Annotated in this window: 22 protein-coding genes; 11 read left to right on the top strand and 11 right to left on the bottom strand. The window is 42.8% G+C overall.

All coding sequences use genetic code 11. The features are described from left to right. The first annotated feature begins 17 nt into the window (after positions 1–17). Entirely contained in the window at positions 18–1,898 is a 1,881-nt protein-coding gene (locus ACO067_RS20150) for a mucoidy inhibitor MuiA family protein (RefSeq protein ID WP_421877544.1), read from the top strand. 94 nt (positions 1,899–1,992) lie between these two features. Here ACO067_RS20150 and ACO067_RS20145 read toward each other — a convergent pair whose 3' ends face one another. Together ACO067_RS20145 and ACO067_RS20140 are read right to left on the bottom strand one after the other, a co-directional pair. After that, positions 1,993–2,496: a hypothetical protein gene (locus ACO067_RS20145; RefSeq protein ID WP_421877542.1), complete on the bottom strand. Its 504-nt coding sequence runs from the start codon at positions 2,494–2,496 to the stop codon at positions 1,993–1,995. Further along, positions 2,477–3,604, bottom strand: coding sequence for a 6-bladed beta-propeller (locus ACO067_RS20140; protein WP_421877540.1), 1,128 nt, complete (start codon positions 3,602–3,604; stop codon positions 2,477–2,479). The genes ACO067_RS20145 and ACO067_RS20140 overlap by 20 nt, the downstream gene beginning before the upstream one ends. A 236-nt stretch (positions 3,605–3,840) precedes the next feature. Here ACO067_RS20140 and ACO067_RS20135 point away from each other — a divergent pair, with 236 nt between their 5' ends. Beyond that, positions 3,841–4,740 (top strand): alpha/beta hydrolase, encoded by a 900-nt coding sequence (locus ACO067_RS20135; protein ID WP_421877538.1) that lies wholly within the window; start codon positions 3,841–3,843, stop codon positions 4,738–4,740. 117 nt (positions 4,741–4,857) lie between these two features. Here ACO067_RS20135 and ACO067_RS20130 read toward each other — a convergent pair whose 3' ends face one another. Both ACO067_RS20130 and ACO067_RS20125 read right to left on the bottom strand, forming a co-directional pair. Then, positions 4,858–7,521: an FtsX-like permease family protein gene (locus ACO067_RS20130; RefSeq protein ID WP_421877536.1), complete on the bottom strand. Its 2,664-nt coding sequence runs from the start codon at positions 7,519–7,521 to the stop codon at positions 4,858–4,860. A 1-nt stretch (position 7,522) separates the two neighbouring features. Then, positions 7,523–7,849, bottom strand: coding sequence for a PadR family transcriptional regulator (locus tag ACO067_RS20125; protein WP_421877534.1), 327 nt, complete (start codon positions 7,847–7,849; stop codon positions 7,523–7,525). A 628-nt stretch (positions 7,850–8,477) separates the two neighbouring features. Between ACO067_RS20125 and ACO067_RS20120 the strand changes: the two genes are divergently transcribed. Both ACO067_RS20120 and ACO067_RS20115 read left to right on the top strand, forming a co-directional pair. Continuing rightward, positions 8,478–8,987, top strand: a complete 510-nt coding sequence (locus ACO067_RS20120) for a DMP19 family protein (RefSeq protein WP_421877532.1) — start codon at positions 8,478–8,480, stop codon at positions 8,985–8,987. 259 nt (positions 8,988–9,246) lie between these two features. Beyond that, the gene (locus ACO067_RS20115) at positions 9,247–9,918 is read left to right on the top strand and encodes a response regulator transcription factor (protein WP_421877530.1); all 672 of its coding nucleotides are present in this window, start codon (positions 9,247–9,249) and stop codon (positions 9,916–9,918) included. A gap of 18 nt (positions 9,919–9,936) precedes the next feature. Here ACO067_RS20115 and ACO067_RS20110 read toward each other — a convergent pair whose 3' ends face one another. Together ACO067_RS20110 and ACO067_RS20105 are read right to left on the bottom strand one after the other, a co-directional pair. Continuing rightward, the gene (locus ACO067_RS20110) at positions 9,937–12,237 is read right to left on the bottom strand and encodes a hypothetical protein (protein ID WP_421877528.1); all 2,301 of its coding nucleotides are present in this window, start codon (positions 12,235–12,237) and stop codon (positions 9,937–9,939) included. A 12-nt stretch (positions 12,238–12,249) separates the two neighbouring features. Further along, positions 12,250–12,723 (bottom strand): T9SS type A sorting domain-containing protein, encoded by a 474-nt coding sequence (locus ACO067_RS20105; protein WP_421877526.1) that lies wholly within the window; start codon positions 12,721–12,723, stop codon positions 12,250–12,252. A gap of 255 nt (positions 12,724–12,978) precedes the next feature. Here ACO067_RS20105 and ACO067_RS20100 point away from each other — a divergent pair, with 255 nt between their 5' ends. The 4 genes from ACO067_RS20100 (at position 12,979) to ACO067_RS20085 (ending at position 16,011) form a co-directional block, all read left to right on the top strand. Next, on the top strand, positions 12,979–13,197 hold the full coding sequence (locus ACO067_RS20100) for a DUF4287 domain-containing protein (protein WP_421877524.1): 219 nt from the start codon (positions 12,979–12,981) through the stop codon (positions 13,195–13,197). Between the two features lie 37 nt (positions 13,198–13,234). Continuing rightward, entirely contained in the window at positions 13,235–13,816 is a 582-nt protein-coding gene (locus ACO067_RS20095) for a dihydrofolate reductase family protein (RefSeq protein WP_421877522.1), read from the top strand. A 199-nt stretch (positions 13,817–14,015) separates the two neighbouring features. Next, positions 14,016–14,948 carry a hypothetical protein gene (locus tag ACO067_RS20090; RefSeq protein ID WP_421877520.1) on the top strand — a complete coding sequence of 311 codons (933 nt, stop codon included), beginning with the start codon at positions 14,016–14,018 and terminating at the stop codon, positions 14,946–14,948. A 133-nt stretch (positions 14,949–15,081) separates the two neighbouring features. Further along, complete coding sequence (locus ACO067_RS20085; protein WP_421877518.1) at positions 15,082–16,011, top strand: hypothetical protein; 930 nt, start codon at positions 15,082–15,084, stop codon at positions 16,009–16,011. A 185-nt stretch (positions 16,012–16,196) separates the two neighbouring features. On the opposite strand, the gene ACO067_RS20080 is transcribed toward ACO067_RS20085, so the two are convergent. Further along, positions 16,197–17,320, bottom strand: a protein-coding gene (locus ACO067_RS20080) for an IS3 family transposase (protein WP_421869815.1) whose coding sequence is annotated in 2 segments (ribosomal slippage) — positions 16,197–17,065 and positions 17,065–17,320 — 1,125 coding nt in all. Because the reading frame shifts where the segments join, the coding sequence is not laid out codon by codon here. A gap of 70 nt (positions 17,321–17,390) precedes the next feature. On the opposite strand from ACO067_RS20080, the gene ACO067_RS20075 reads away from it, so the two are divergent. Then, positions 17,391–18,488 carry a tetratricopeptide repeat protein gene (locus ACO067_RS20075; protein ID WP_421877516.1) on the top strand — a complete coding sequence of 366 codons (1,098 nt, stop codon included), beginning with the start codon at positions 17,391–17,393 and terminating at the stop codon, positions 18,486–18,488. A 95-nt stretch (positions 18,489–18,583) separates the two neighbouring features. Here the strand turns inward: ACO067_RS20075 and ACO067_RS20070 are convergent, their stop codons facing one another. Together ACO067_RS20070 and ACO067_RS20065 are read right to left on the bottom strand one after the other, a co-directional pair. Continuing rightward, complete coding sequence (locus tag ACO067_RS20070; RefSeq protein ID WP_421877514.1) at positions 18,584–20,056, bottom strand: CotH kinase family protein; 1,473 nt, start codon at positions 20,054–20,056, stop codon at positions 18,584–18,586. 38 nt (positions 20,057–20,094) lie between these two features. After that, positions 20,095–20,475 carry a hypothetical protein gene (locus ACO067_RS20065; protein ID WP_421877512.1) on the bottom strand — a complete coding sequence of 127 codons (381 nt, stop codon included), beginning with the start codon at positions 20,473–20,475 and terminating at the stop codon, positions 20,095–20,097. Between the two features lie 118 nt (positions 20,476–20,593). Here ACO067_RS20065 and ACO067_RS20060 point away from each other — a divergent pair, with 118 nt between their 5' ends. Together ACO067_RS20060 and ACO067_RS20055 are read left to right on the top strand one after the other, a co-directional pair. Continuing rightward, complete coding sequence (locus tag ACO067_RS20060; RefSeq protein WP_421877510.1) at positions 20,594–21,202, top strand: hypothetical protein; 609 nt, start codon at positions 20,594–20,596, stop codon at positions 21,200–21,202. After that, entirely contained in the window at positions 21,199–21,492 is a 294-nt protein-coding gene (locus ACO067_RS20055; protein WP_421877508.1) for a winged helix-turn-helix domain-containing protein, read from the top strand. Before ACO067_RS20060 ends, ACO067_RS20055 begins: the two co-directional genes overlap by 4 nt. Positions 21,493–21,698: 206 nt before the next feature. Here ACO067_RS20055 and ACO067_RS20050 read toward each other — a convergent pair whose 3' ends face one another. Next, a complete protein-coding gene (locus ACO067_RS20050) occupies positions 21,699–21,872 on the bottom strand; it encodes a PID-CTERM protein-sorting domain-containing protein (protein ID WP_421877505.1) in 174 nt (57 codons plus the stop codon). A gap of 40 nt (positions 21,873–21,912) precedes the next feature. Beyond that, a complete protein-coding gene (locus ACO067_RS20045; protein WP_421877503.1) occupies positions 21,913–25,992 on the bottom strand; it encodes a T9SS type A sorting domain-containing protein in 4,080 nt (1,359 codons plus the stop codon). Positions 25,993–26,017 lie beyond the last annotated feature (25 nt).

Raw genomic sequence — 26,017 nt, 5'->3', positions numbered from 1 at the left:
CTCTACTAAAAAAGCATATGAAATTCCTAACTCTACTAACCCTTTTCCTGGCTCAACAGGCATTTCCCCAGCCCTTCACCGAACGTGAACTGAAAACATCCATCACAGAAGTTACTGTCTATGTAGAGGGTGGACTCATCACTCGCACCGGAACGCTCAACATTCCTCCTGGTAAATCACTTCTCAAGATCAAATCGCTCTCTCCTTATATTGATGAAAAGAGCATCCAGGTAAAAGCAACGGGAGACTTCACCGTTCTCTCCGTCAACCACCAACTCAACTACCTGAGCAAACTGAAAAAGGATGTAAAAATTGACAGCCTTCTGGACGAAATTGAATCACTGGAATACCAGCTATCCACCGCCAGCTCCAGGCTTCAGGTCCTCGCGGAGAAGCAGAGTCTGCTGGATGAAAACAAAAACCTCGGTGGAGAAACGGCCGGCGCATCGCTTACACAAATCAAGCAAGCCATTGTCTTTTATGATCAGGAGCTTACCGCCATCAAAGCGGAAGAAATTAAAGTCAATCGGCAGATCCGGGAACTCCATCAGCAGAAAGACCAAATCGAAAAGGAAATAGCGGCTGTGCAGGGAAAAGAAGACCTACCTACTGGTGAAATTGATGTGCGGATAGATGCTCCTGCTCGAACATTGGGAACGTTTCAGATCACTTACCTGGTAGCCAATACGGGTTGGTTTCCAAAATACGATGTGCGAGTGTCCACCGTAGAAAAACCACTGGAGCTCACCTACAAAGCCGACGTATATCAAAACACCGGAGTTAACTGGGAGAATGCAAGACTTAAACTATCCAACGGCAATCCCAACCAAAGTGGTGTGGCGCCCGAACTGGAAACCTGGTACTTAAACTATGCGCGCAATACCATTCTCAATCGTACTACTTATGGAACATTATCTAGTGCCGTGCGCAACGTGTCCGGAAGGATACTGGATGAAACAGGCGAACCATTGCCAGGTGTGAACGTGATTGTCAAAGGAACCACCGTTGGGACAGTTACCGACCTGGATGGGTACTACTCCCTTACCTTGCCAAATGGTGCCACACACCTAAGCGTCTCTTTCATTGGCTATGCCTCCAAAGAATTGCCAATCACCTCCACAACGATCAATACAAGATTGGAACCTGATGTTCAACAGTTACAGGAAGTGGTGGTCACAGGTTACGCAAGTGCCAATGCCCTCCAGGGTAGAACTTCCGGTATCACCATTCGTGGTACCAGTAGTCTCAAACGTGAGGCAGACATCATTACCACCAGAACGATAGAAAATCAAACCACCGTGGAGTTTGAGGTGGATGAGCCCTACTCCATCAAGTCGAACGGTGATAAACTATCCGTCGACCTCAACAGCTACGAAATAGAAACCGTGTATGAATACTATGCCGTACCGAAACTAGACAAAGATGCCTTCCTCATCGCCCGCATCATCAACTGGGATCAGTACAATTTGCTGGAAGGTGAAGCCAATCTGTACTTTGAAGATACCTATGTCGGTCGTTCCATTCTGGATGCCAGATCTCTGGATGATACGCTCAACATCTCCCTGGGAAGAGACAAAAGCATTGTCATTGGTCGGGAAAAAGTCGATGAATACTCTAAACGAAGAACCATCGGTGGCAACAAAATCGAAAGTCGTGGATTTAAGATCATTGCCCGAAACAAGAAATCTCAGCAGATCAAGTTGACGCTATTCGATCAGATACCGGTAGCAGCCATCAGCGAAATATCTGTCTCACCCGAGCAGCTTTCCGGTGGATCATTAAATGAGAAAACAGGTGAAGTAACCTGGGAGCTTATGCTGCAACCGCAGCAGCAAAAAGGGCTGCAGCTGAGCTATGAGGTCAAATACCCGAAGTATGAAAAGGTGAATCTGGAGTAGGTCATTCAATATAGTCGTCAGACCACTCCCAGTGGTCCGACGATTAAAACCACCTAGTTCATCCTCTTTGGTAAAGAGCATTGGAGAAGTTCATTCAATCGGCACACCGCTTGATCAACTTGCTAAAATCATTCATGTTAGGATTAGTCACCTCTATGAACTTATCTGAGATGACATATCCAATAAACGCCAGTTCAGACTGTCCAGGTGGTTGCTGTAGGCGCTTATTGACTTTGATATAAGACTTTTCAGGATCCAAAAACACAGGATGTTTAAACTCAGTAGTTTGCATTATCTCTTGCATCTGTTCTTTTCCATCTCCGGATAGATAGAAGATGAACGAGACGTTTGGATACTGTTTCATGTAAGGAATGTACTTACTGATATACAAGTCGTATTTAGTCACTTTAAAATAAGCGACCACTTTACAGGAGCAAGCAAACGGATCTGTAGTATAAGTACTATCACTTACAGTTAAAAGCTCCAAATCTCTTGGTAAATAGACTTTTCGGGACTCCGAACAACCGGACATGCTGATTGTGAAATAGAGGCATAGCATCATGGTCCAACCTATAGACTTACATCCCAACTTCTGCATAAACCAAATAATAATCATCACCGGATACCTTATACCTCTCCAATAGATCCGCACCTTCATCCACCTGTCTCAGAACATAGCCGTCTCCAAGAGAAATCATTTGCTTATCCTCCACACTGAACACATTCAAAGCCAACTCATCGAGTGTACCAGGTTGTAGCACTCGTGTTGCAATGGTATTGCTCTTATAATTGTAGATAGAAAGGGTTCTTTCCTGTTCACTTCCACCTTCATCTACGAATGTGCCTAACATTGCCAGGTAGTTTTCCGAGCGGACAAAATAAGTGCATGAATAAAAGCCATTACCAAACAATGCTTCAATAGCCTCATCTACTGACAAATCCCAATAGTCATCATCCAATCGGTATTTCCCCAAATCGAAAGTAATCGAAGGACTAATACTTAAACCAGAATTGATCTGGTGGACAAAAGGAGTTAGCGGATCAAAAAACAAAATTCCCTTGTCATTTTTCATCAAGGAATAAGCCTCCATGGGCATTTTCTCCTCAGAATGATCGTGCGGGAAAATGAGCGTATCTTCTCCTGTTTGAATGTCCCACTTGTGTAGTCGATATGGCGTAGCCTTGTTGCTCCAGCCAGTGTAAAGAAGGTACTCATTGTGCCCAAACTGCTCAAAGGCACTAACAGGATAATCGATTTCGGCTCTAAACATTTCATTACCCAACGTATCAAACTGAGCAATCTTCGTCCGATCTCCTGCCTGGATCAAGAATGAAATCTGACCATCTAAATAGGTAAAATCAAGGACTCCCGAGAGCTCATTTGGACCGCTTCCCAGACCACCAACGTCATATTTAAAATTCCCAGCTGAGTCGATGCAGTATAGCTGTTGAAACTCCAGGTCAAAGACAAAATACCATCCATCAATTTTCTTGACCCGAAGCCTTTGCGAGAATCCTTTGAAGGCCGAATCCATACGGATGGGTTTTAAATCAATAATGTTAAGCCCAAGTTGATCCTTGCTTTTCGAATCTACTAAATCGATGCTGATCGTATTGTTGACCCCCACCGAAGAGTCTGAGTTTTTTCCACAGCTAACAAAAACAGCGATAACCAGAATGATCGTGAAATACTTGATTAGGTTCATAGTAGGTCCTTTTGTTTCAAGATAGAAAAACCCGCTCTAGTTTTCGATGGCATAAAACCGTTTTATTTAGCCAAATAGTGAACACCGGTAAAAAACATCCGCGTTGCCAACGCGGATGAGTCTTTATATAATTTCAAACAAGCATCTTGTCTAGCAGAAGTCTTTGGTGATAACACCAAAGACGGCAAGTAGGTGAAGTAAATGTTCTTTCAGCAGCACTTCCTTGACTGACAGGAATGGATTTACTACTTTCTGATCTTCATCCAGATCAGCATATTATGAAAAAATGGATCATGCGCATATTCTCCTTCCTTGTTATCACGTTGCTTTTAGGCTATATCGGTGCTAGCATTTGGTTTTACAACCATCAAGAGTCATTTATTTTCATGAATCCAGTCAAACTCGATGCTGACTACACTTATGATTTTGCTACAGATTATCAAGAAATAAACCTAAAGGTTGCTGAAGATGTCACACTTAGTTCGCTCCTGTTTAAATCCTCCATTCAACCTTCATCAGGCGTGGTTTTTACTTTTAAGGGAGCGGGAGGAAACATTGCCAATCAAAATGAAGCAGCTGCTGTCTACGACAGTTTGGGTTTTGACTATTTCGTCATGGACATTAGAGGATATGGCAAAAGTGAAGGTGCTTACGCCAATGACGAAGAAATGTATCTGGACGCCATGGCTGGATATCAACAGCTGTTGGAGTTAGGGTATGAGGAAAAGGATATTGTTTTGATTGGTGTTTCTCTGGGCTCGGGATTGGCCAGCTATGTAGCAGCCAATAAGGATCCTCGGCAACTCCTATTGATTTCACCATATTACAATATCAAAGACCTGGCAAAGAATTTGACTTTTTCGCAGCAGGTCAGGCTATTGAAGTATTTACCCACGGATTTATTGCTCAAATACAATCTCGACAATGCATCACATATCCAGAACACCTCCGTTCCTGTCACGATTTTTCACGGCACAGCTGATCGATTGATCTATTACGGTTCCTCCCTCAAACTCCAGAAGCATTTCAAAGCTGAAGATCGTCTCATTACCATTGAAGGTGGTATCCACAATGGTTTTGGCAATCGACCCGATGTTATCGAAGGAATCAAACAGACCATTTTAGATTTAAATTGAACTCGATCTAGTCCTCGTTTGTAACGAGGACTAGTAAAGCACAGCAATACAATGCAAGATGAGAAGTTTGAAACTTGAAGCTTTAAACATCCGCGTTGCAAACGCGGATGAACATTCCTATTCATTCCTCAACCCCGTAGACGGATTGCTAAAGGCCGCTTTCAGTGACTGAAAGCTCACCACACCCAGAGCAATTACCACCAGCAGGATACCTCCATAAATAAACGTGTCCCAAAAAGTCTCGATGCGGTAGCTAAAACCTGCCAGCCACTCATCGGCAAAGTACCACGCTACAGGTACGGCAATGACCATGGAAAGTACTACCAACTTCAGGTAATCGATAGTCAACAGACGCAGGATGGACTGCACCGAGGCACCCAAAACCTTACGAATGGTCATTTCTTTGTTGCGAAGAGCTACGGTATAAACGGACAAGCCAAACAAACCAAGGCAGGCCACGATGACGCCAAACACCGCAAAGACCAAAAAGATGGTTCGTGTCCGCTGCACGTCTTCATACATCACCTCAAAACGCTGATCCAGGAAGTCTGTACGGATAGGTTGGTTCGGATTGAAGCGATCCCACAGTCCTTCTATTTTATCCAACGTTCCGCGCATATCTGTAGCAGCCAGGCGCAACGTGATCATGTCGCCCCAAGAACCTCTTGCCAATACTAGGGGACGAATTTCCTCGCGTAAGTTGTCATAGTTAAAATCTTTCACCACTCCTACGATCTTCCATTCTACCCAGTTTTGGATTCGGGTATTGAGCGGGTCATCGATACTCAGCCCTTTGATCATCGCTTCGTTGACTACCACGGCATTGGAATCGGATACCATATCCTTGCTAAACATACGTCCTTCCACCAGCTCCAGTCCGAGTGTCTTCAGGTAATCTTCGTCCGCTCTCCAAAATTGGCCACCTACACGTGTTCCTACATCGCGTTGACCTGCCAGCCAAAATCCATTACCATTTCGGTGCGTTCCCTCCACCGGTAGTGAGTTGCTCACGGTGGCACTCTGCACCTCAGGCAGTGACTCCAGTTCGCCTTTGAAGGCTTTGAGGCTTTCTCCCATCGTACCCACACCATGGATCATTAGCACCTGCTCTTTGTCATAACCAAGGTCCTTGTTGAGAATGAAACTCATCTGCTGATAAACGATCAGTGCTCCGGCGATCAGAATCATAGAGATCATGAACTGAAAAACCACCAATCCGCTTCGCAACAGGCTGTTTCTGCCTTTTCTTGTCAATTTCATTTGCCCACCCAACACGGCTATGGTATTGATACTGGACAGGTATAGCGCCGGGTAAGCTCCTGATACCATCCCTATAATCAAGGTAAAACCTAAAATAAGTAGGTAAAACAACGGATCTGCCCACGGAAATAGGATGTGCTTGTCAGCCACAGCATTGAAAAACGGCATCACCAAAAACGCCAGCACCGTTCCGATCACCACCGAAACACCTGTCAACACCATCGCCTCGATGAGAAACTGCATCATGATTCCCTTTCTCCCTGATCCTACTGCTTTGCGCAATCCAATTTCTTTGGAGCGCTGGGCACTGTTGGCCGTGGTGAGATTCACGAAATTCATGCACGCCAGTAGCAAAATGAAAATGGCGATTGCACCAAACACAGCCACCATTTTGATGTCTCCAAAGCTGCGAAAATCATAGATATCGCTCGAATGCAGGTAGATATCCGAGACGTGCTGCATCTTCAGCGTCATGTATTTGCGTTCGTCTTCTATGTCCTGATGACCTTCTTCAATGGCATAAGCGAGGAAGTAGCGATCATAAATGCTCTTGAGTTTGTCTTCGAACTGCTGTGGAGGCACACCGTCCTTCAGTTCAAAATAGGTCACATAGTTATAGCAGCACCAGTTGGTTTGCTCTCCTTCCCAAAACTCCTTCCCTACCAGCGTAAAGAAAAAGTCCACATGACTCAGGTGTGTTCCATCCAGGTCTTGGAAGACACCGCCGATGGTATAGGGCTCCTCTTTGTTTTCATTGATGAAGATGGTTTTCCCAATCGGATCTTCATCGGGAAAGTATTTGTTGGCTTTGGACGCTGATAGGATCAAACTTCGTGGCTCACTGAGTGCTGATGCCGCATTACCATAAGTAAATTTGAATTCCAGCATTTCGAGTATGGAAGGGTCGGCATAGCCAAAGCGCTCTTCGAATACGCGTGTCTCACGATCAGATGGCCTGAAAAGATTACCACCCGCATCTCCAAAACCATCGAATATGAGGATACGACCCGTTTGCTTTAGTTCTGGATAGTCTTGCTTGAGCGAAGGCCCCAAAATAGGCGGCACAGAAGTACTTTGATACTGCATGTCCGGTCTGCTGCTGGATACCACCATCCGGTAGATCGATTCCTCTTTTAGCTGCTGATCGATCCCAAGTTCATCCAGCACAAACAGGCTAATGAGCAAGCTGATGGCAATGCCGATGGAAAAACCACCGATCTTGATAGCTGAATAGGTTCGGTGCTTCCGAATGTTTCGAAAAGCCACCTTAGTGTAGTTAGATATAGTCCCCATGTAATTGAGTTTTTGAGTTTTGAGTAGGTTTTTGATCAAATTGGGCCGGAGTAGCTTGAACAGCTCCCGACAATATAGATACCTGGCTTTACGAATGGAGAAGCGCTGCTGATGGTAGTAGAACTCCTCGATCATGTCCCCCTCGATCTCCTCCAGGTATTCCCGTTTGAGTAGAAAGGACAGCAGTCTTGCTGGCCACTTCGGTGGATCGATTGGTTGATGTGACATGTTAGATGTTTTGCGTTTTCACGATGGTGGACCAGAGTCCGGCACGGATGTCCTTCATTTCGTGCAAGACTTGCCCTGCATAAGGAGTAGCCTGGTAGATGCGCTTGCGCTTGCCGCCACGCACTTTTTCTGCTTCACCCCACTCCGAGGTAAGGAATCCTTTCTCTTCCATGCGCTTGAGGGCTGACTGCACAGAACCCACACTGAGTGTCTCCTGGAGTCGTTCTTCCAGCTCCCGCTTGATGGCCACACCATAGGCATCCGACTGCAGTGCCAGCACGGTCAGGAGCACCAGCTCCTCAAACTCCCCTAGTTTCGTCTTCTTCATAAACTGATTTCATTCGTAATTGCAGTAAATATACAAAACTTTATATTATTCGTAATTGCAGTAGTAATGGTTACAGAGAAGTGAAAACCATTGAATAGCTATTTGGTCATACCCGCACAGAAAAACATACGGTTCCATGACCTTGTACATACGGTCCCTTGGAGCAAAACATAAGGTTCCTCAGACCGACGGGACCGTATGTAATTGACACTGCATATAGTTTGGTGTAAGAAAAAAAGAAACAACGCACTCTGTACCCATTTAGGGTATTTTCTTTCCAGTTGATGGTTTTGGTTGTTTCCAGGGGAAAAATGAGCTAGTTTAGAAAAAATAGCTAGTGACAGTTGGTACCGTTTGTAACCAGCTACAAACGGTTATCGACGGATAGAACACTGACTGTCAATGATTTAATGAGTAAAAACAACCGTAAGTTATAAGTAGTATATGTTGCACTCGTGCAACATATACGAACGTTACCAGCAATATCTGCAATTCTCAAATGACTAACAGACTAATAATTATACTGATGCTTTCCGGAATTCTTAAATTCTTCGGTTGCAAAGGACAATCCGAAAAGCAAACGAACGACCCAACAACTCAAGAAATATTGAACTCGGTTGACGATTTTATGAATCGACCAATTTACAAGGAATTAACAACTGAAATCATAGATTCCATTGATGATAATGACCTAGAACAAGCAGTGATTGATAACATTTACAAACAGGTTGGAGATGACTACAACAAGGAATTTAGCAACGTTCAAAAGTTGACGAAAGGGCAACAAGCAATGTTCTCGGTTTGGTGGGTTGAGGCTGAGGTAAACAATGGTGGGTTTAACCAATTTTATTTCAACTCAAGTGGACAATATGCAGAGATGGCAGAAGATGGTTTTGAACTCTTTGGAGCTTCGAAGTTTGCGAACTTGATGAGAAGAGCTAACAAGATTTATGAAGAAAACCGTGAACGCTTGGAAGAATTTGATGACGGAACAATGGAGAGTTTCAGCGAATCATACAAAGACAACCCATTGAACACGCTTGATGAAGAGTTCTATGAACTGTATAACTCCGAACCTCTGAATGAACTGCGAATAGCCTACATCAGGAAACATCCGACTGAATTCACCCAGAAGTAAAATAATGCTGGTAACAGGCGATATGGCGAATGGCCAAATTGCCTATCTGATACTGATCTGCAACTCGCCCGTGAACCTGCCCATTCTGAAATCTTTTGTGCTTCTAGTGACTTTTTTCTTTCTGGATTTTGACTTGCGGATCGCAGTGCTTCGTATTTGCCGTTGTAGGTGTTGGGCAGTTTCACTATTTTACTGCTTTTTACAGACGGATGTGGCCACTCGCTATATCTGAGGTTATGCTTAATCTCTTCTATTCGGAATGAACTTAGAAACGGCAATCGAACAAAGAATTGAGGCAATCAAGGACTTTGCCAACATCATGCCTGGGATTGTTATCATTCTTAACATTCAAAAGGGATTTAGTGTCGAGTTCATGTCAAAATCCGGAACTGACGTACTCGGTGTGACGCTGCAAGAATTACAGAATATGGGAACTGATTACCATAGCCGCTTTTTCAATATGAAAGATTTGTCCTACTATTTGGTGAAAGTGGAAACACTTCTAGCTCAAAATGATGTAGATCAAACATTCACACTGTTTCAGCAAGTAAGATCAGTGGAGGAGGCTGATTTTCAATGGTATTTCACTTCAACCAAAATATTCATGCAGGATTTTGATGGAAATCCTCTTCTGGCACTTTTCCACGCTATTGAAATTGACCCTAATCGTCATCTGTCTAAAAAAGTTAACCAACTGCTTGAAGAAAGTACTTTCTTTCGAGATCACTACCCGATTTACAGAACCCTCACCAAACGGGAAAAAGAGTTGCTACTGCTGTTTGCCAAGGGAACCACTAATAAAACGATTGCAGAAAAACTCTTTATTTCCATTGACACTATTGACACCCATAAAAAGAATCTTAAGAAAAAACTCGGGGTGAAAGAAAATTCCGACTTTATCCAATACGCAAGGGCATTTGAGTTAGAATGAATATGCCATCAGATGTAACTATCTCAGTTCCCGTACAGTTAGCATCCTGCTTTGATAGTCGTTATTTCCCGGCCAGTTATTTGACTGATCGCCAACTAAATTTGTTCGATATTCAACTTTAATTGTATGTGTCCCAGAACTGAGGGATATTATTGAACTTATTGAATTATTGCAGTGACTGGCATTGTAGGGAGAAGTAATAACCCGCATGCCGGCCTGATCTAGATTATCTATCAGTAATCTGGTTGCAAAATATGGATTACCATAATAAGCCGGCGCAAAAGCAGAAACATTATACGAAATGAACACATCAGCACCTTCATCGAGAAATATTGTGATTGATAGGTCCGTTACCTGCCTCCATATATTTGGTGGTGTTAGGAAATTAAGTTGGCTTATCGCCGTAATCGTTTGGAACGCTAATTCATTTTGATCCAGGCTTATTATATAAGGCGATTCTGTTGTGCCCTCACCTGTTACTGAAATCTGGTCACCCTCATTTACCTTGGTTTCTGATCCATTGAAATTCAAGGCATTTAAGTCACTTTGAAGTTGGGCAATATCGGATGCCAATGACTCAACAGAAGATATAGTCGCAATCCCGCTCAAGTCTTGATCACCGGTATTTGTACCTGACAGATTACCAAGATTGACCAAATCATTCGATGTTATTGAAGCAGCAGGACTCGCATTGAAATCAGGATCACTTTCAGATCCATGTAAATAATCCTGCAAGTCGCTGATCTGGCTTCCTGCAATGCTGATACCCGTTGATTTATCCCACGCGGTGAACTCTGGGTCAGTTTCGGTGTATTCAGTCAGATAGTCCTGCAAGTCGCTGATTTGGCTTTCAGTTATGATGATACCTGTTGACTTGTCCCAAGCTGCGAACTCTGGATCGGTTTCAGTATAATCATCCTTAAGACTAACAAGCCATTGAGCTTCTGTCCCTGTAAAGCCATTCGATACGGCTACTTCATAAGCAGATGCTCCATCAGCTCCCTCCAGACTTGCTAGCCACTCTGATTCTGTTCCAGCAAATCCATTTGATATTGCTATCTCATAAGCAGAAACTCCGTCTGAACCATCTTTACCCGCAGCTCCAGCATCACCTTTATCTCCCTTGAGTCCCTGAATACCTTGCTCGCCATCAGCTCCTTCCAGACTTGCAAGCCATTCCGATTCTGTTCCAGCAAATCCATTCGATACGGCTATCTCATAAGCTGACGCTCCATCTGAACCATCGCTCCCGTCTGCACCTGTGTCCCCTTTATCTCCCCTGTCTCCTTTGAGACCTTGTATACCTTGCGCACCCGTTGCTCCATCAGCTCCTTCCAGACTTGCAAGCCACTCTGATTCTGTTCCGGCAAAGCCATTCGATATGGCTATCTCATAAGCTGACGCTCCATCCTGACCATCGGCACCTGCTGCACCGGTATCCCCGGTAGCCCCGGCTTCTCCCTGAAGACCATGCGCCCCATCAGTTCCATCCGATCCTTTAAGACTAGCAAGCCATTGAGCTTCTGTCCCTGTAAAGCCATTCGATACTGCTACTTCATAGGCAGATGCTCCATAATGTCCGTCTGAACCCTGAAGACTGGCAAGCCATTCGGATTCAGTTCCTGTGAAGCCATTGGATACAGCCACTACGTAAGCAGAAGCACCATCCCGTCCATCAGCACCTGCGACACCAGTAGCTCCAGTTTCTCCTTGAAGACCTTGTGCACCGTCAGTGCCATCCGTACCATTAAGACTAACAAGCCATTCGGCTTCTGTTCCTGTAAAACCATTAGATACAGCCACTTCATAAGCAGAAGCTCCATCCTGACCATCGGCACCTGCTGCACCAGTAGCCCCGGCTACTCCCTGAAGACCCTGTTCACCTTTTAATGCTGCGACCTGGTCGGGAGTCAGTTCTACTGATCCGGCACTTTCAGCATATAGAGCATAAGGCACACTCAACAGTTGGCTGGTAGCTGTGATGGTGTAATTCTTTCCACCATTTGGATCAGTTTCTGTTTTGATGAAATAGGTACCGGCCGACCAGTCGATGGCACTAAAACTCGAAGGATTAGCTGCACCAATCTCAATACTCACAAGTCCAAAAGAATTGGTAGTTGGTGATATTGTTTCAGAATAAACACTTGAGCCCGTTGCACTACCGTTCAGTATGGAAATTCGCATACCCACTTGTTGGCTGACAATAAGTTCATTAGTGGAATTTCTTAGTACGGCCTGATAACTAAGTTTTTGAGGTGCTTGAGCATAAGTGAGTACAATTATGCATATTAGGGCTATAAATGAAAATAAAGATTTCATGGCGAGAGAGGATTAATTTTTGATAACTTTAAATGTTTTGATCAGTTTGTTGTCATTGAATAGTAGTAATTGATATTGATGACGAGCCAGATTAGATAAATCTATCATTGGTTCCATTTCCTTGAGCTGTCCACTCAAAATCAAACGTCCTTGAAGGTCAATGACTTGGTAATTAAGAGAAGTGAGATTTTCAGCTTCATTCCGTACTTCTAGGAATTGTGTAGTTGGATTAGGAAATACGCTGATCTTGAAATTGCTCAGATGCGATGTGCCGAGAACTTCATTCGTGGTTTCAAACACCTGTAAAACTCCAAAATGAAGTTGAGCGGAAGTTTGGTTGGTCATTTGACCTACCACATACGTGAGGTTACTGGAACCGTTCGAAGCTATTGCTCCGGTCGTTACAAAGCCATGCTGGCCGAATGCCGGAATATTCGCCAGAATGAGCGCACAAAAGGCCAGAGTGAATGCGGCTATTAATTTCATCAGGAAGTATTTTCGCAAAAATCTTCCTAAATCTTGATCAGATCAATCACGGAATTCCGTGATTTCAATGGAACGAAAAGAGAGCAATAAGCATAACAGACGATATAGCACATACCTCTACTGAGCAGTCTGAAAGCGGATCTGAAACCGAAACTTTAACGATATTTGAAAGACCAGAGGCACGTGCTATATCTGGTCGTTAGCGGTAATTGTAAAACCACATCTTAAACAGAATTACACCAAAAATAAATCAATATGTCATTTCAAGCATACATAGACAACATCAAAACTAAGACAGGAAAAACACCCAGTGATTTTAAGAAATTAGCAGAAGAAAAGAATTTCATCATTGAAGGAAAACTTAATCCCAACATTAAAGCGACTGAAATTACTAATTGGTTGAAAGATGAATTTCAATTAGGGCACGGACACGCAATGGCAATTTTTGCGACATTCAAAGGTAAAACTGAATGACTAGGAGTAATTAGCGGTCATACCTTAACGTGACTCCATGAACAACACAAGGAAAGCTAAAGAAAACGATATGAGAAAAGTAATTGCAGCATTCAATATGACTGTTGACGGAAACTGCGACCACACTGCGGGAATAGCGGATGAAGAGTTGCATCAACACTACACTGACCTTTTGAATAATGCAGGTGTAATCCTTTATGGACGAACAACTTATGAGTTAATGCAGTATTGGCAAACACTGATTAAGAACCCATCGGGTGAAAAAGCTTCAGATGATTTTGCAAAAGCGATAGATAAAATTCCAAAAATCGTTTTTTCTCGCAATCTCAAAAATACAGATTGGGAGTCTGCTAAAATTGCGACTAATCCTATTGATGAAGTTATTGATGAATTGAAGCAACAATCCGGTAAAGACATTTTCATTGGCAGTCGGAGTTTAATTATACAGTTAATGAACCTGAATTTAATTGATGAATTACAACTTTGTATTCAGCCTGTTATTGCAGGAAATGGTTTGCAGTTATTTGACCAAATAAAAGGTAGGACTAAATTGAAACTCATCAAGACCAAATCACTAAAGTCAGGTTCAACAGTGTTCTACTATGAGCCAAATCGATAGTAAACAACGAACCACAACAAAAGCTATGAATGAATGGGACTTCATCGGTCAGGAAAGTTTGGTGGCACTTGGAAAGTCCGCCACAAGTTTTAATTTTAAAATAAGGCGTGGCTATGTGCGAGTTGAGAGGTTAGTGCTTTCTAATCCCCACTCATCATAGCGTTATGATCAATCCCTGAAAATTATATAAAAGCAAAATATGAAACCAGTAAAAATTTGTATCCTCATAATCTTTCTGACAACAGTTGAAAAAATTAATGCCCAATCGACATATTTAAGTAGAACTTCTCCGTCATCTGGCTCAGCACAGCTTTTCTTTTATGATAGAGCAAGTAACGGTAATACTGAACGGAATTGGCGTATAGCAACTCTTCCAGCTAGTACTACAGGAACTGGTGATAAAATTCAAATTGAACTTTTCGGCGGACAATATTCCGGTGGAGCAGCCTTTGAACAATTAATGCATTTAGGAAACCGGAATGGGTTCAAAGCATACTTAAGAACAGAGTATGGGTCAGCTTTTTCGTCCATACGAATTCGTGCATATGAACAGAGTAATGGGAGTATTGAGGTTTATTTCTCATTGCTATCTAATAGTTGGAAAGGTGCAAGTGTTAAAGTGTTCGAAGGATCCGGTATTAATAACTGTACAATTTATGAAACCCCAACAAATGTGGGACCTTCGCCTTCTGGTACACTAGTATTTGATTCATTCAATGATCAAGCTGCACTCACTCTTAATAACTCTGGTGATGCTTTTGTTAAAGGAAAATTAGGGATCGGAACAGAAACAACTGGTTCACATGAATTAGCCGTCGAAGGCTCAATTGGAGCGAGGGAAATCAAAGTCGAGGCAAGTGGATGGTCAGACTTTGTCTTCGAGAACGATTATGAACTTCGAACACTTGAAGAAGTCGAACAACATATAAATGAAAACGGTCATCTACCAGAAATTCCGAGTGAAGCAGAGGTCGCTGAGAACGGAATCAATCTCGGAGAAATGGACTCCAAACTACTTCAGAAGATTGAAGAACTAACTCTCTACATGATCCAAATGAACAAGGAAATGGCAGGACTCAAAGCCAAGAATGAACAACTTGAAAAAGAGGTTTCTGCTCTTAAAAGCGAATAAAAGATCATAACAAAATGTATAGTGAATGCGCTTTCGAGCTTTCTTCAGCGGTATTTGCAATTAGACACTTTAGTCATATTGGAAAGTGTGAGCGCACTCCCCATACATAGGCGTAAGGAATCATAAATCATCAATGAAATACTTCTTCTTACTTTCAATTCTCCTATTTTTTTACTTTTCAGCATTTTCACAGGAAGAAATATCTGTGAATCAAAATTTTAGAATAGGTGAAAGTTATGAATATGAAATAAAGCGAGGAAAGGAAGATTCTAGGAGTCCCCAAAGCAAGGAAATATTTACGATAACCTCTGCCATTGCGGAAGTAACAAAAGGTCAAGGTAACAATCGTATTGTAACTTTTAACTACGGAGAATCTCGAATTGAGGGCAAGAATCTTCCGCCTGAAGTATCAGAGCAATACAAAAAACAAGAATTGTATTATGGAATTAAGATTTCAATTATTGTTGATGAATTAGGGAACTTTTACGGATTATCCAATTACGAAAGTACCAAGAATCAACTTGAACAAGCAATGATCAAAATGTATGAAAGTCAGGGTACGAAAATCGAAGAGAGCACATTTAATCAACTAAAACAACAACTTCTGGTCACTTATGATACTGAGGAGAAGCTACTAGATACCTACTTTCCTGAACTTTCTATTTATTTCAATGCGTTTGGAAGCTACTTTATTAAGGGAGAACGGCAGGAAGCAACATATGATTCTACCAACCCATTTGGAGGCGAGCCTTTTCCAATTTCATCTAGTACTATTTATGACGAAATCAAAGGGACAATGGCTATTATAAAAGGCACTGAAACCATTGAAAAAAAAGAACTTAACAGGGTGATGAAATCTACCTTTAAGAAGGTAGCTGAATCTGGAGGTCAACCCTTTGATGAAACAAAAATTCCAGAATTTAATATGGAAACAACTTCGGTATATAGGTATGATTTCAAGGATAAACTCTTAACATCCGTTACTGTGAACAAACACGTAAAATCAACCGGAGTTGATCAAAACATTTTGACAGAAATTCGAATGATTAAGCATACGAACTGAGATATCCAAATAGCACAATTTCAAATTTGAACAAGAAAATACTCTTCACGATCATTCCTAAAGGTTATTGGATAACCCTCGCGGTAGCAATTTCATTTGCAGCCATTGGAGGTGAATATTTAAAACTTGCGAACATTGGAATTAACCTTGTAACCTCCCCATTATTAGGACTGGGATCAAATAGACTAATTCTCTAAATATTTACAAAATTCATTCTGGTAGTTTTCATTCTTAGTTTGGTATTTCAGATACTGAACGGGAGATAGTTTGCTCAGGGAATCATGCCCTCTGACTAGGTTATAGTCTTCAGCAAATTCACTGGTCTTCTTCCTTACCGATTCAAGTGAATCAAATAAATAAGCATCCAGTATATCTCTTCTGTAAGTTCCATTAAACCTTTCTATATAGCTGTTCTGCATCGGTTTTCCAGGCTGGATATAAGCTAATTCAATATGCTTTTCCTGACACCAATTCTTCAGTGTGTTGGAAATGAACTCAGGGCCATTATCTGTTCGGATTCGTTGTGGTTTACCTCTCCAGAAAATAGTCTTTTCAAGGACTCTAATGATCCTTTCAGCAGGTAAAGAAGTATCGATTTCAATGGCCAGTATTTCACGGTTAAAATCATCAATGAGATTAAAAGCTCTAAACTTCCGTCCAGTAATCAAGCTATCGGAAACGAAATCTGCTGACCATGTATGGTTAGGTGATGCAGGAACTTCCAATGGTTGCTTAACTCTCGCTGGAAGCCTTCTTTTACGCTTTCGCTTCAAGTTCATTCCGATCGATTTATAGACTCGATATACACGTTTGTGATTCCAGGGGTGACCTTGTTTCCTAAGCCTGTCGAACAGCTGCCAAAACCCTTCTGTAGGGTGTTTGTCAGCTAATCGATTAAGGACATCAATCACCTCATGATCATCCTTTCTGCTCTGATAATAATACATTGATTTGGATAGGCTCAGTATCCTACAAGCCCTGCCAACACCAACAGTAAAACGTTCTCTGATGATGTCAGCCTTCTCCCTTTTAATGCAGGGCTTTAGATCTTTCCCGACAGTACGTCTTTCAGTATTTGATGGTCCAAACTTAAGTCGGCAAACATCTGTTTCAAGCGTCTGTTTTCCTCTTCCAACTCCTTGAGTTTCTTTAACTCATTGGCTTCCATACCTCCGTATTTCTTTTTCCAGTTATAGAGGGTAGACTTATGGATGCCATATTCACGGCAGATGCTCTCTTGATCTCTGCCTGATTCATGTTCCTTGAGCGCTTTGACTATCTGCGCCTCTGATATTCTTCGCTTTTTCATCTTGACTGTTTAAATGTACAATTTTTGTCGCCTTTCAAACAGTCCTATTTTTAGGGAAGCTTACAACCTCTTGATATTTCTAATTGGGCTAAAATTTGCGGTTCTAATTCACGAAATGGGACATTTATTATTTGCTCAATTTGTTGGTGGAACACCAAGGCGAATGATACTGGGTAAGGGACATAAGGTAGCTGAAACCAGGTTCAAAGGGGTTAAGATTATTTTGAACTCCAATTTCACCTCTGGGCTTGCATATGCGGCCTTTGACAATCTGAAGTTGATTCGGTTAAGACTTCTGAGTTACACCTCTGGAGGATTTCTAACGAACTTTTTTATAGCCTCTATACTGTTTTTAGCATTTGATCTCTCGACGGACGCTTCCGATGGAATTCAATTTTCATCTGCTATTGTCTTTGCAAATTTACTGACTGGAATTTCTGTTTTGATTCCTCATTATTCGAGTTACCAAGGTCTAAGGCTTTACTCTGATGGATTATCCTTACTTAGAATTCCGTTTCTTAAAAAATCCAATTTGGTTGAGTTGAGTTCAGTGAATGAATTACTTGATGCCTATGACCTCTTCGAATCGAAGAAATATCGAGAAGCGATTGCTATTTATGAAAACTTTCATGCTAAGACAGAAGGATCAAAAACAGCAAATATCAACCTCAGCATAGCACACATGAAACTAGGCAACTACGAAAAGGCTGTTCAACTAATGGAAGAACTATTGCCATTAGTTGATGAAGAGCGATTTGCATGGTTAAAGAATTACATTTTTAACGGTATTGCTTGGGAATACTTGCTATTAAATAAATTAGACGAAGCAGACAAATATTCGGAATTAGCATATAAAGCCGATCAGAATACAGAACACATCCGAGGAACGAGAGCATCAGTTTTAATAGAAAAAGGGAAATATGAGGAAGGAAAGAACCTATTAATCAATGATGTTGATTTTAATTTTCCTAATAGCCAGACTCTGGCCGCATCCATTTATGTCGGATTGGCTTTTCATGAACTCAATGAACATAAAAAGGCAGAAAAGTATGTGAATTTTGTCGAGGATAACTTGGAGCTTTTGGATATTGACGAAAAAACGCTCTACGAACGATCTAAAAAAAAATGGCGAAACTTAACAGATGCTAAAAATGAATATGTGAACTGAGCCGATATCTATAGGGGTTGATAGGACTATAATAAAAAACAGCTTCTGTTCTTCTAATATCTAAGCCGCATACTCATTTGAGGATGCTGATCAAACTAAAACCCACTTATCTCCCCATCCATCCAGCTAGTGCGCTCAGACAAATAGTTTTTCAAGTCCTGAATGCTTTGATTGTAATCCATCCCAATCGACCAGACCGTTTCATTGCGCTTGATCGCACCATTGTCGATCAGGTAATCTGAGGTTTGATCCACTAACAGGTGCAGGTTGTTGGTACTTAGCACATTCCCTCTCAGGCTTTGCCAGCGCGCTTTTACCTGCGCTCTAAACTGAGGATCCTCCATCAGTCTCGGCCACCAAAACGGCATCATCCAGGCATCTCCTGACACGTAATTGTTGTAGTTGATCACCCAGTCATCCAGCGGTATGCGATCTCCGGTGTAAAACCCAATATTCATGTCCCAAACCGGTCCCATGTTCAGGAGTCCATTTTTGTCTTTGGTTAAAAAAGTGCTGAGCCTGTAAGCGTCTACGTTCCGGCACAGTTCATTGATCAGGAAATAATCCACAAAAGTGGCTGGATCCATGTAGTTGGTGTACGTCCGCACATCCGTGGAGAAATCATCGCTGAGCAAGGCTTGCTCAAAGTCATTGACGTACGTCTGGATGTAGGTTTTCTGCTCTGGTGCTATCTCATCAACATCTGGGTATTCGTAGAGAAAGTAGGTTTCCAGGTACATATTGGCATGATATGGTTCACCATATGGCTCAAAATCAATCACACTCCCAAAGATGTCATAGTTGGATCGGAAGCTGTTTCGGGCCGTGTACCGTGCATCATCCTCCCAGTTATTTAGAAAATACTCCAGCGGCTGACCGATGTTGTCATCTCCTCCGGTTGTTTTATCGATCTTTAGTATGTAGCCACCAGTGAGATCTTCACCACTCACCTCTTCCGGATTTAGTTTGGCCAGATCTATTCGTCCGCCATCGCGCTTGAGCTTTTCCATGAACACATAGATACCCATGTACTCGCCATTGAGCTCCACTTCCACAAACTTGCACCGGCTGGCGTAGCGACCCATTTCGCGGGAAATTTCATAAGCCAGAAAGTGATACATCAAGGTCGGGTCAAACTGATAATTTTCCTCCAGATTCACCACCTGCCCGGTAAGGATCCAGTCCTCCTCTTCCGGCCAACCAAAGAACGAGACGTCCAAATCCTCGCCATTTTCATCCCAGGTTTCAATCCCATAAGATTTCTTATCAGATAAGCGAAATGAAGTGGACCCACGGTATTCTATTCCAATGTGCTGAGACTGAATCAATTGTTGATTGGCATATAAGGCCAACTCAGCACTTACTTTAGGTTCATTCGTAATAGCTTCGGAGGTTTCTATAATTATATAAGGAATCTGACTATCCCCAATATCTATGGCGAAATTGGCATCTCCAGAATCTTCATTGTCATCAGAAGGATCTTTGTCCTTATTGCAGGAAATCAAACTTATGCCAACCAGTGACAGCACTATCAGTAAGGAGCAAAATGGGGTGTGCCGTATTTTCATATGTTAAATGTACACATTAATCCCCTGATTGCGTCACATTAGGCCTTCACTTGCAGCACCTTAATAGTTGGTTTTTCGCCAATGCTGATGGTTATCACGAGAGAGTCTCCAGGCTTTAAATTGGCCTTGAGATCATCGATATCCCATACCTGGCCAGCAGCCAAATTGTTCTTTTCATAGTTGGCAATGCCCAGCCCGTTTCGAACGATCACCATGGAAACGGTGGCGGTGATATCTTCCTCATCCTCTACGGTGTATTGAAACTCTTTGGTAGTCAGATTGGATAAATACACCTCACCCGTATCCAAACGTTGATCATCGAAATACATCTTGATCTTAGGATCTTTTTGGGCCACTGTTTGCAATGCCACCAAAATCAGAAAGGTGAATAGGAGGTGAAGCACATGAAAAGGTTTCATATCATGAAATTTAGGCGTGATTCATATGGTTTAGATAACGGCTGATGCAGTGGTAAAGTATTTATTTCTTGCATTATTCATTTACTTTCAGCAGCTTCGATTTTCAAAGTACTTTTCCATGAACGACGAATACCTCAAGGATTTAAAGGATATCAAAGACATCATGAACCGATCCTCAAGGTTCATTTCACTCAGTGGCTGGTCGGGAATTGCGGCTGGCCTGGCTGCAAGTTTGGGTGGATACCTGGCCTATCAATCGATCTTTAGCGACCTGCTCCTCAGCTATGATCGTACGGAGCTGACCGATGCACAATTTTCAAAGCTGCTGTTCCTGGCTGCTGGTACTTTGCTGGTTGCTATCATGACCAGCATACTATTTACCACCAGAGAAACCAGGAAACAGCAAACAAAGATCTGGGACATGCAAACCAAAAGACTGTTGATGAACCTGGCCATCCCGCTGGTAACTGGAGGTGTAGTATGCCTGAACCTACTCGTCAATGGCTACCTAGGCTTGCTAATGGCTCTTTCGTTAGTCTTCTACGGGCTCGCGCTACTTCATGCCAGTAAGTACACGTTAAGTGAAATCCGGTCGCTCGGGTTAGTACAAATGCTTCTTGGGTTGGTGAGCCTTCAATTCATCGAATGGAGTTTTTATCTGTGGATATTCGGATTTGGATTGGTTCACATCGTATATGGTGCCATCATGCAAATGAAGAGAGCGTGAAGGATATCCTGAGCAATCTGGACAAAGCTTTTGAGAACAAGATTCGCCTGGGGATCATGTCAGCATTGTATGTCAATGACTACCTGGACTATACCACATTGAAAAACTTACTGGAGGTAACCGATGGAAATCTGGCCAGCCACCTCAAATCACTGGAGAAAAGCAAGTACATCGAGTTCAAAAAGGAATTTCTGGACCGCAAACCCAACACCAAATACTACGCCACCGATAAAGGACGCCAGGCTTTCAAAAAGCACATTGAGGCAATAGAGAAGCTACTGGGCAAATAAAAAAACCTCACCCGATAAACGGATGAGGTCATTCCACTCAAATGGTTAGCGAACCACAAGTTTCAAAAATGGAATTTCACTTATACCTACTTTGTCAACTTAGATTAGTTGTCACGTTGAGGGTCTCGAAACGTTAGATGAAAAAGGCTTTCGAGAGCCTCAATCTGACAAGCATTATATTGGCAGGTGAACATGACACAGTAGGATTAATGTTCCCTTCTTTTATCAAGAAGCTTTTTCGCTCCATAGGCACCTCCTGCTGCCAGCAGTAAGCTCAATCCGCCATCTATTGGAGTGGCCGGTGGAGCACCCGGTTGGGCGAAAGCCTGAAGGAAAAACAAAAGACCTATTACTGTAAATATGATTTTATATGTATTCATGATTTTATTCTTTTAATGTATTAGAAATTGTTTTGTGGGCTTATTTCAGCATGATCTTGGTAGCCGTATTGGCACTGAGCACTATGTAAACGCCCTCAGGTAGTGCTGATAGATCAATCTCTGAGCCGCCAGTAGTAGCAATGCGCTTCACTACTTGTCCATTGACATTGACCAGGGTATAGTTCTCCTCCGCTCCTTCCTCAGCACATATCACCAGTGTGCGCTCATAAGCATAGATCAATGGACTTTTTTCATCAATCTCTAGTACAGCATTGGGACTGGAAAGGAGTTGAAACCGATCCGAAGAAATGCCAGCCGTAGGAGTGAAATGATAACTCTCAGCAGCCAAGTCTATGATGTGATTTAGTTGATTGTCCCGGAGGTATACTGAACCATTAAAATGTTCGCTTTCTAGTGATATCGTATGAACTTTTACACTAGCAGTATTCACCTGCAGATCAATTGATTCCCAGTGATGAGGCATTCCATTCAGCGAAAGCACCCGGTCCAACTTTTGGGTGAAGATGCCACTTTCCGACTTGTTGTTAAACGCAGGTGCATCATAGGTTCTATTGAGTTCATACTCACTGCCTTCATCTGTCAACCCGATTACGGTTTGCTTAAACAAGCCATCTTCATTTGTCAGATTAACTCTTAGAATGGGCATTGGCGACTTTCTAAAGAAATTGTCATCAGCATTCTGACCACCTTCACGCATTGCTTCGGTAAAATCGATTTGTATATCGGTGTTGCCATTTAACTTCACGAAGAAGCCCTGTGCCGATCCCAGGTGCTGATTGTACCTGCTCTCTCCTCCAGCTGGAGTAGGAATGCTATTGGTAGTCATGGTTCCATTCGCCACGATATAGTCGGCATTCGTCCCACGCCCGGCATCAGACCCATTATCATCCCAAATGTAAACTGCACCGGCTATGTTCGTATTCTCGGTAAGGAAATCAGCTACACTGATCGCTGCAGTGTAGGGGTTTGCCACAAAGGCCCATCCTTCATACGCATCATCCACATCTTCGGTGTAAGATCCTGTAAATGAAATAGTTCCGACGTTTGGTTTTCCAACAAACTCCAAATCTTGCTGACCTGCCTGTGTGTATCCAACTCCTGGCACCAATTCTCCCGAATGAGGTTTCCAGCGCTCCAAGCCATCATTCATTCCATAAGCTTCAGACTCATCATAGATGTAGACATGATCTCCAAGGTCCACCTCGGTAATGGATGCACTTGGCTGAACAGGAGTACCCACGAAGCTGTATTTCCCATCGGCGTATCGAGTGGTTCGGTGGACAGTGATATCATTGCCTGTAAACGATCCAGCGGCATAGGTGATCAAAGACGATCCAGATGCTATGTCGATGTTTCCATTATTGGTCAGTGCATCAGAAACTACCAATGTACTTTCATTGTCAACAGTCAGGGTTACACCAGTAGATATTTCCAGATTATTTGCTTCGAACGTGCCATCTGTGGAGAACGTAAAGTCTCCATCTAGTTGAGCCCCCTCACCTGCTGCAGGTGCAATTCCATCGCTCCATACGGATCCGTTCCAAACATTGGGAACTTCATTGACCACAATCAACACTGGCACATCATCACTCAGATTACCATCAGACACAGAGATCGTCACCTCAAAATCAATATCGCCATCTGCTTCATCAGGTGTCCAGGAGAAATTGCCACTGTTATCGATCTGCATTCCTGCATCCTTGGAAGCCTGGTCAAGATCAAAAGTGAGTTCGGACAAGTCATTGTCATCATCTACTGCCGTGACAACAAATGTGAGTTCTGACACTTCGTCCACCGATAACTCAACAGGATCATCACCGTCATTTAGATCAATGACATCAGTCCCAGAAACTTCAGTTACATCTCCCACAGCAGATATGAATGGCTGGTCGTTCACGTTGGTGACATAAACAGGGATGATGGCGGTAGCTACATCAGAGGCATCAGCGGTGTTGGTAAAGGTCAACTCGATGTAGTCCGGGCCTGAATAGTCTGCTTCGGGTAAGTACCTCACAAGCGGATTACTCAATGTATTGTTTATGTTATTGATGGAAGACATGAAATAAATATATTGCCCTCTACCAGTGAATGTCTGAAAAAAGTTTAGGGCCCCGGCGCTCAGCAACTGAACCTCCCCGTGACCAACCGCAATCTCTCCGTAATAACCACCTGCGGGATCGGTTATCAAACTAGTAGACTCATCTGCATCGCTCAGGGAAATACTGCTACTTAAGGCATTAATACCTCCGCTGCTATCTTCATTTACTGACACAAAAGCCGGAGCGGTTATGGAAACCGGATCATTCACAGGAGTCACCTCAATGCTGAAAGTTTCTGACGCGGAATTGGTTGAGGCATCTTCTACGGTGATCGATACTTCAGCTGTTCCTGAAAAATCAGCAGTTGGAGTAAACTTGAGCTTGGCTAGAAAATTATTCAAGGCAGTCATTGTACCGGTCATGGTCATGTCCGAATCATCCGCGCCATCACCTACGCTGAAGGTAATATCGGTTAACTCATCACTTGTCAACAATCCGTCCATAGTGGATAAAATCAAACTTAAATCTCCAGCTGCAACATCCGAGTCATACACCGAAATACCTGTGAGGTATCCCGAAGTAGCATCTTCATCTACCTGATGACCGTTGTAATACGCTATGGCCGGAATGCCACTGCCTGGTCTTACAACATTTAGTGTTCCGGCATTCACTCCGCCTACATCTCCTTCCACAGTGAGTTGATAGGTCTTTGCTCCAGAATCACGTACATCGTCAATGGCCACAACATCCAGGCTGGTACCGCTAACTTCAAACTCGTCACCGTCTACAAAATCCTCCTGAGGGCTCACATCAGTAATGGTTAATGCATCGGCATATCCATCCTCATCAGTAACACTGAAAGAACCGAGGGTATAGTTGCTTCCAGCGTTTATATCCAATACATATTGCTGAAACACCACATCTCCGGTCTCATCTATGTCATTGATATCCACAGTCACCTCATAGGTCGTTGAAAGCTCGATCGGGCTTTCCTGGGTGGCTATGACGTTGAAAGTATAGGAAGACTGATCTTCGTAATTCAAGGGTAGTTTAGTGATTATATTCCCTGTAGAAGAAATGTAAAATGGTAAGAGAATATTTTCCATTTCATAGGTCAGCGCATCACCCTCCGTATCTGTGGCCGCTACACTTCCCACTGTGGTATAAGCTGCTGCATTTTCATCAATCATCAATCCAAATGGACCAATCGGAGCTTCTGGTGCGTGATTATCCACTATTTCTATAGTGATAGTACCCTGTGTGGTCTGGGGCAGGTCAGTATCCTCTGCTTCGATGAGTAGAGTGACGGTTGTTTCAGTAGTGTTTTGTAAAGCGGATTCACTGGCAATCGAAATCTCCTCACCACTGATTCCAAAAATTCCTTCATCATTTCCAGAAACGATCGTGAAGTCATCTACATCCACCAGGTTTGAGTTAGGCATGACATTGAGTAACACCTCACCGAAAGATGCATACTTAGAAACCTTCACAGTTTGGTCGGCGATGGCAAAATCAGGAACAATCTGAACTCGCGCATCATACATGGCTGCAGTCGGACTGGCAGATGACATAGGTGGCGAATTATCAATCCTCACCGCGATAAAGTACGTTTCCCCGTCTTCCGATAGAAACCGGCTGCCCGTTGAGACCGCATCTATGTCTACACAAGACAATGCTCCGCATGTTCCAGTATAGACCGCATATGAAAAGGAGTTGAATGCATCAAAAGTCGAGTAAGAAGAATTATTAATGAAGCTTAGCGCAATCTCATCGCCAGTTCCCAACACCTTATGCCACATCACTTTTTCACCTTCACTGAAGGTAGTCGTATTGGTACAGGATGAACTAATGATGTCATCCAATTCATCCGTGGTAATACCCGCAGAAGTGCGAGAATCGTTTTGATAACTTTTTTCCGGAACCAACCAGGTAGCCGTAGCGCATGTTGTTTGGGCAAAAAGCGATGAGCCACTGATGGCCATCACGAAGACCAGGGCACCCACTATCAACCTGATACGAGGAACCCAACATTTTAATTGTAAAATTTTAGAACTATCCATTTTTGAAACTTTTATGATCGTTCCA

The sequence above is a fragment of the Marinoscillum sp. genome (assembly GCF_965229915.1).
In the GTDB taxonomy this organism is placed as follows: domain Bacteria; phylum Bacteroidota; class Bacteroidia; order Cytophagales; family Cyclobacteriaceae; genus Marinoscillum.
Note: the sequence above shows the minus strand (reverse complement) of the source record. Positions and strands in the feature narration are given on the sequence as shown.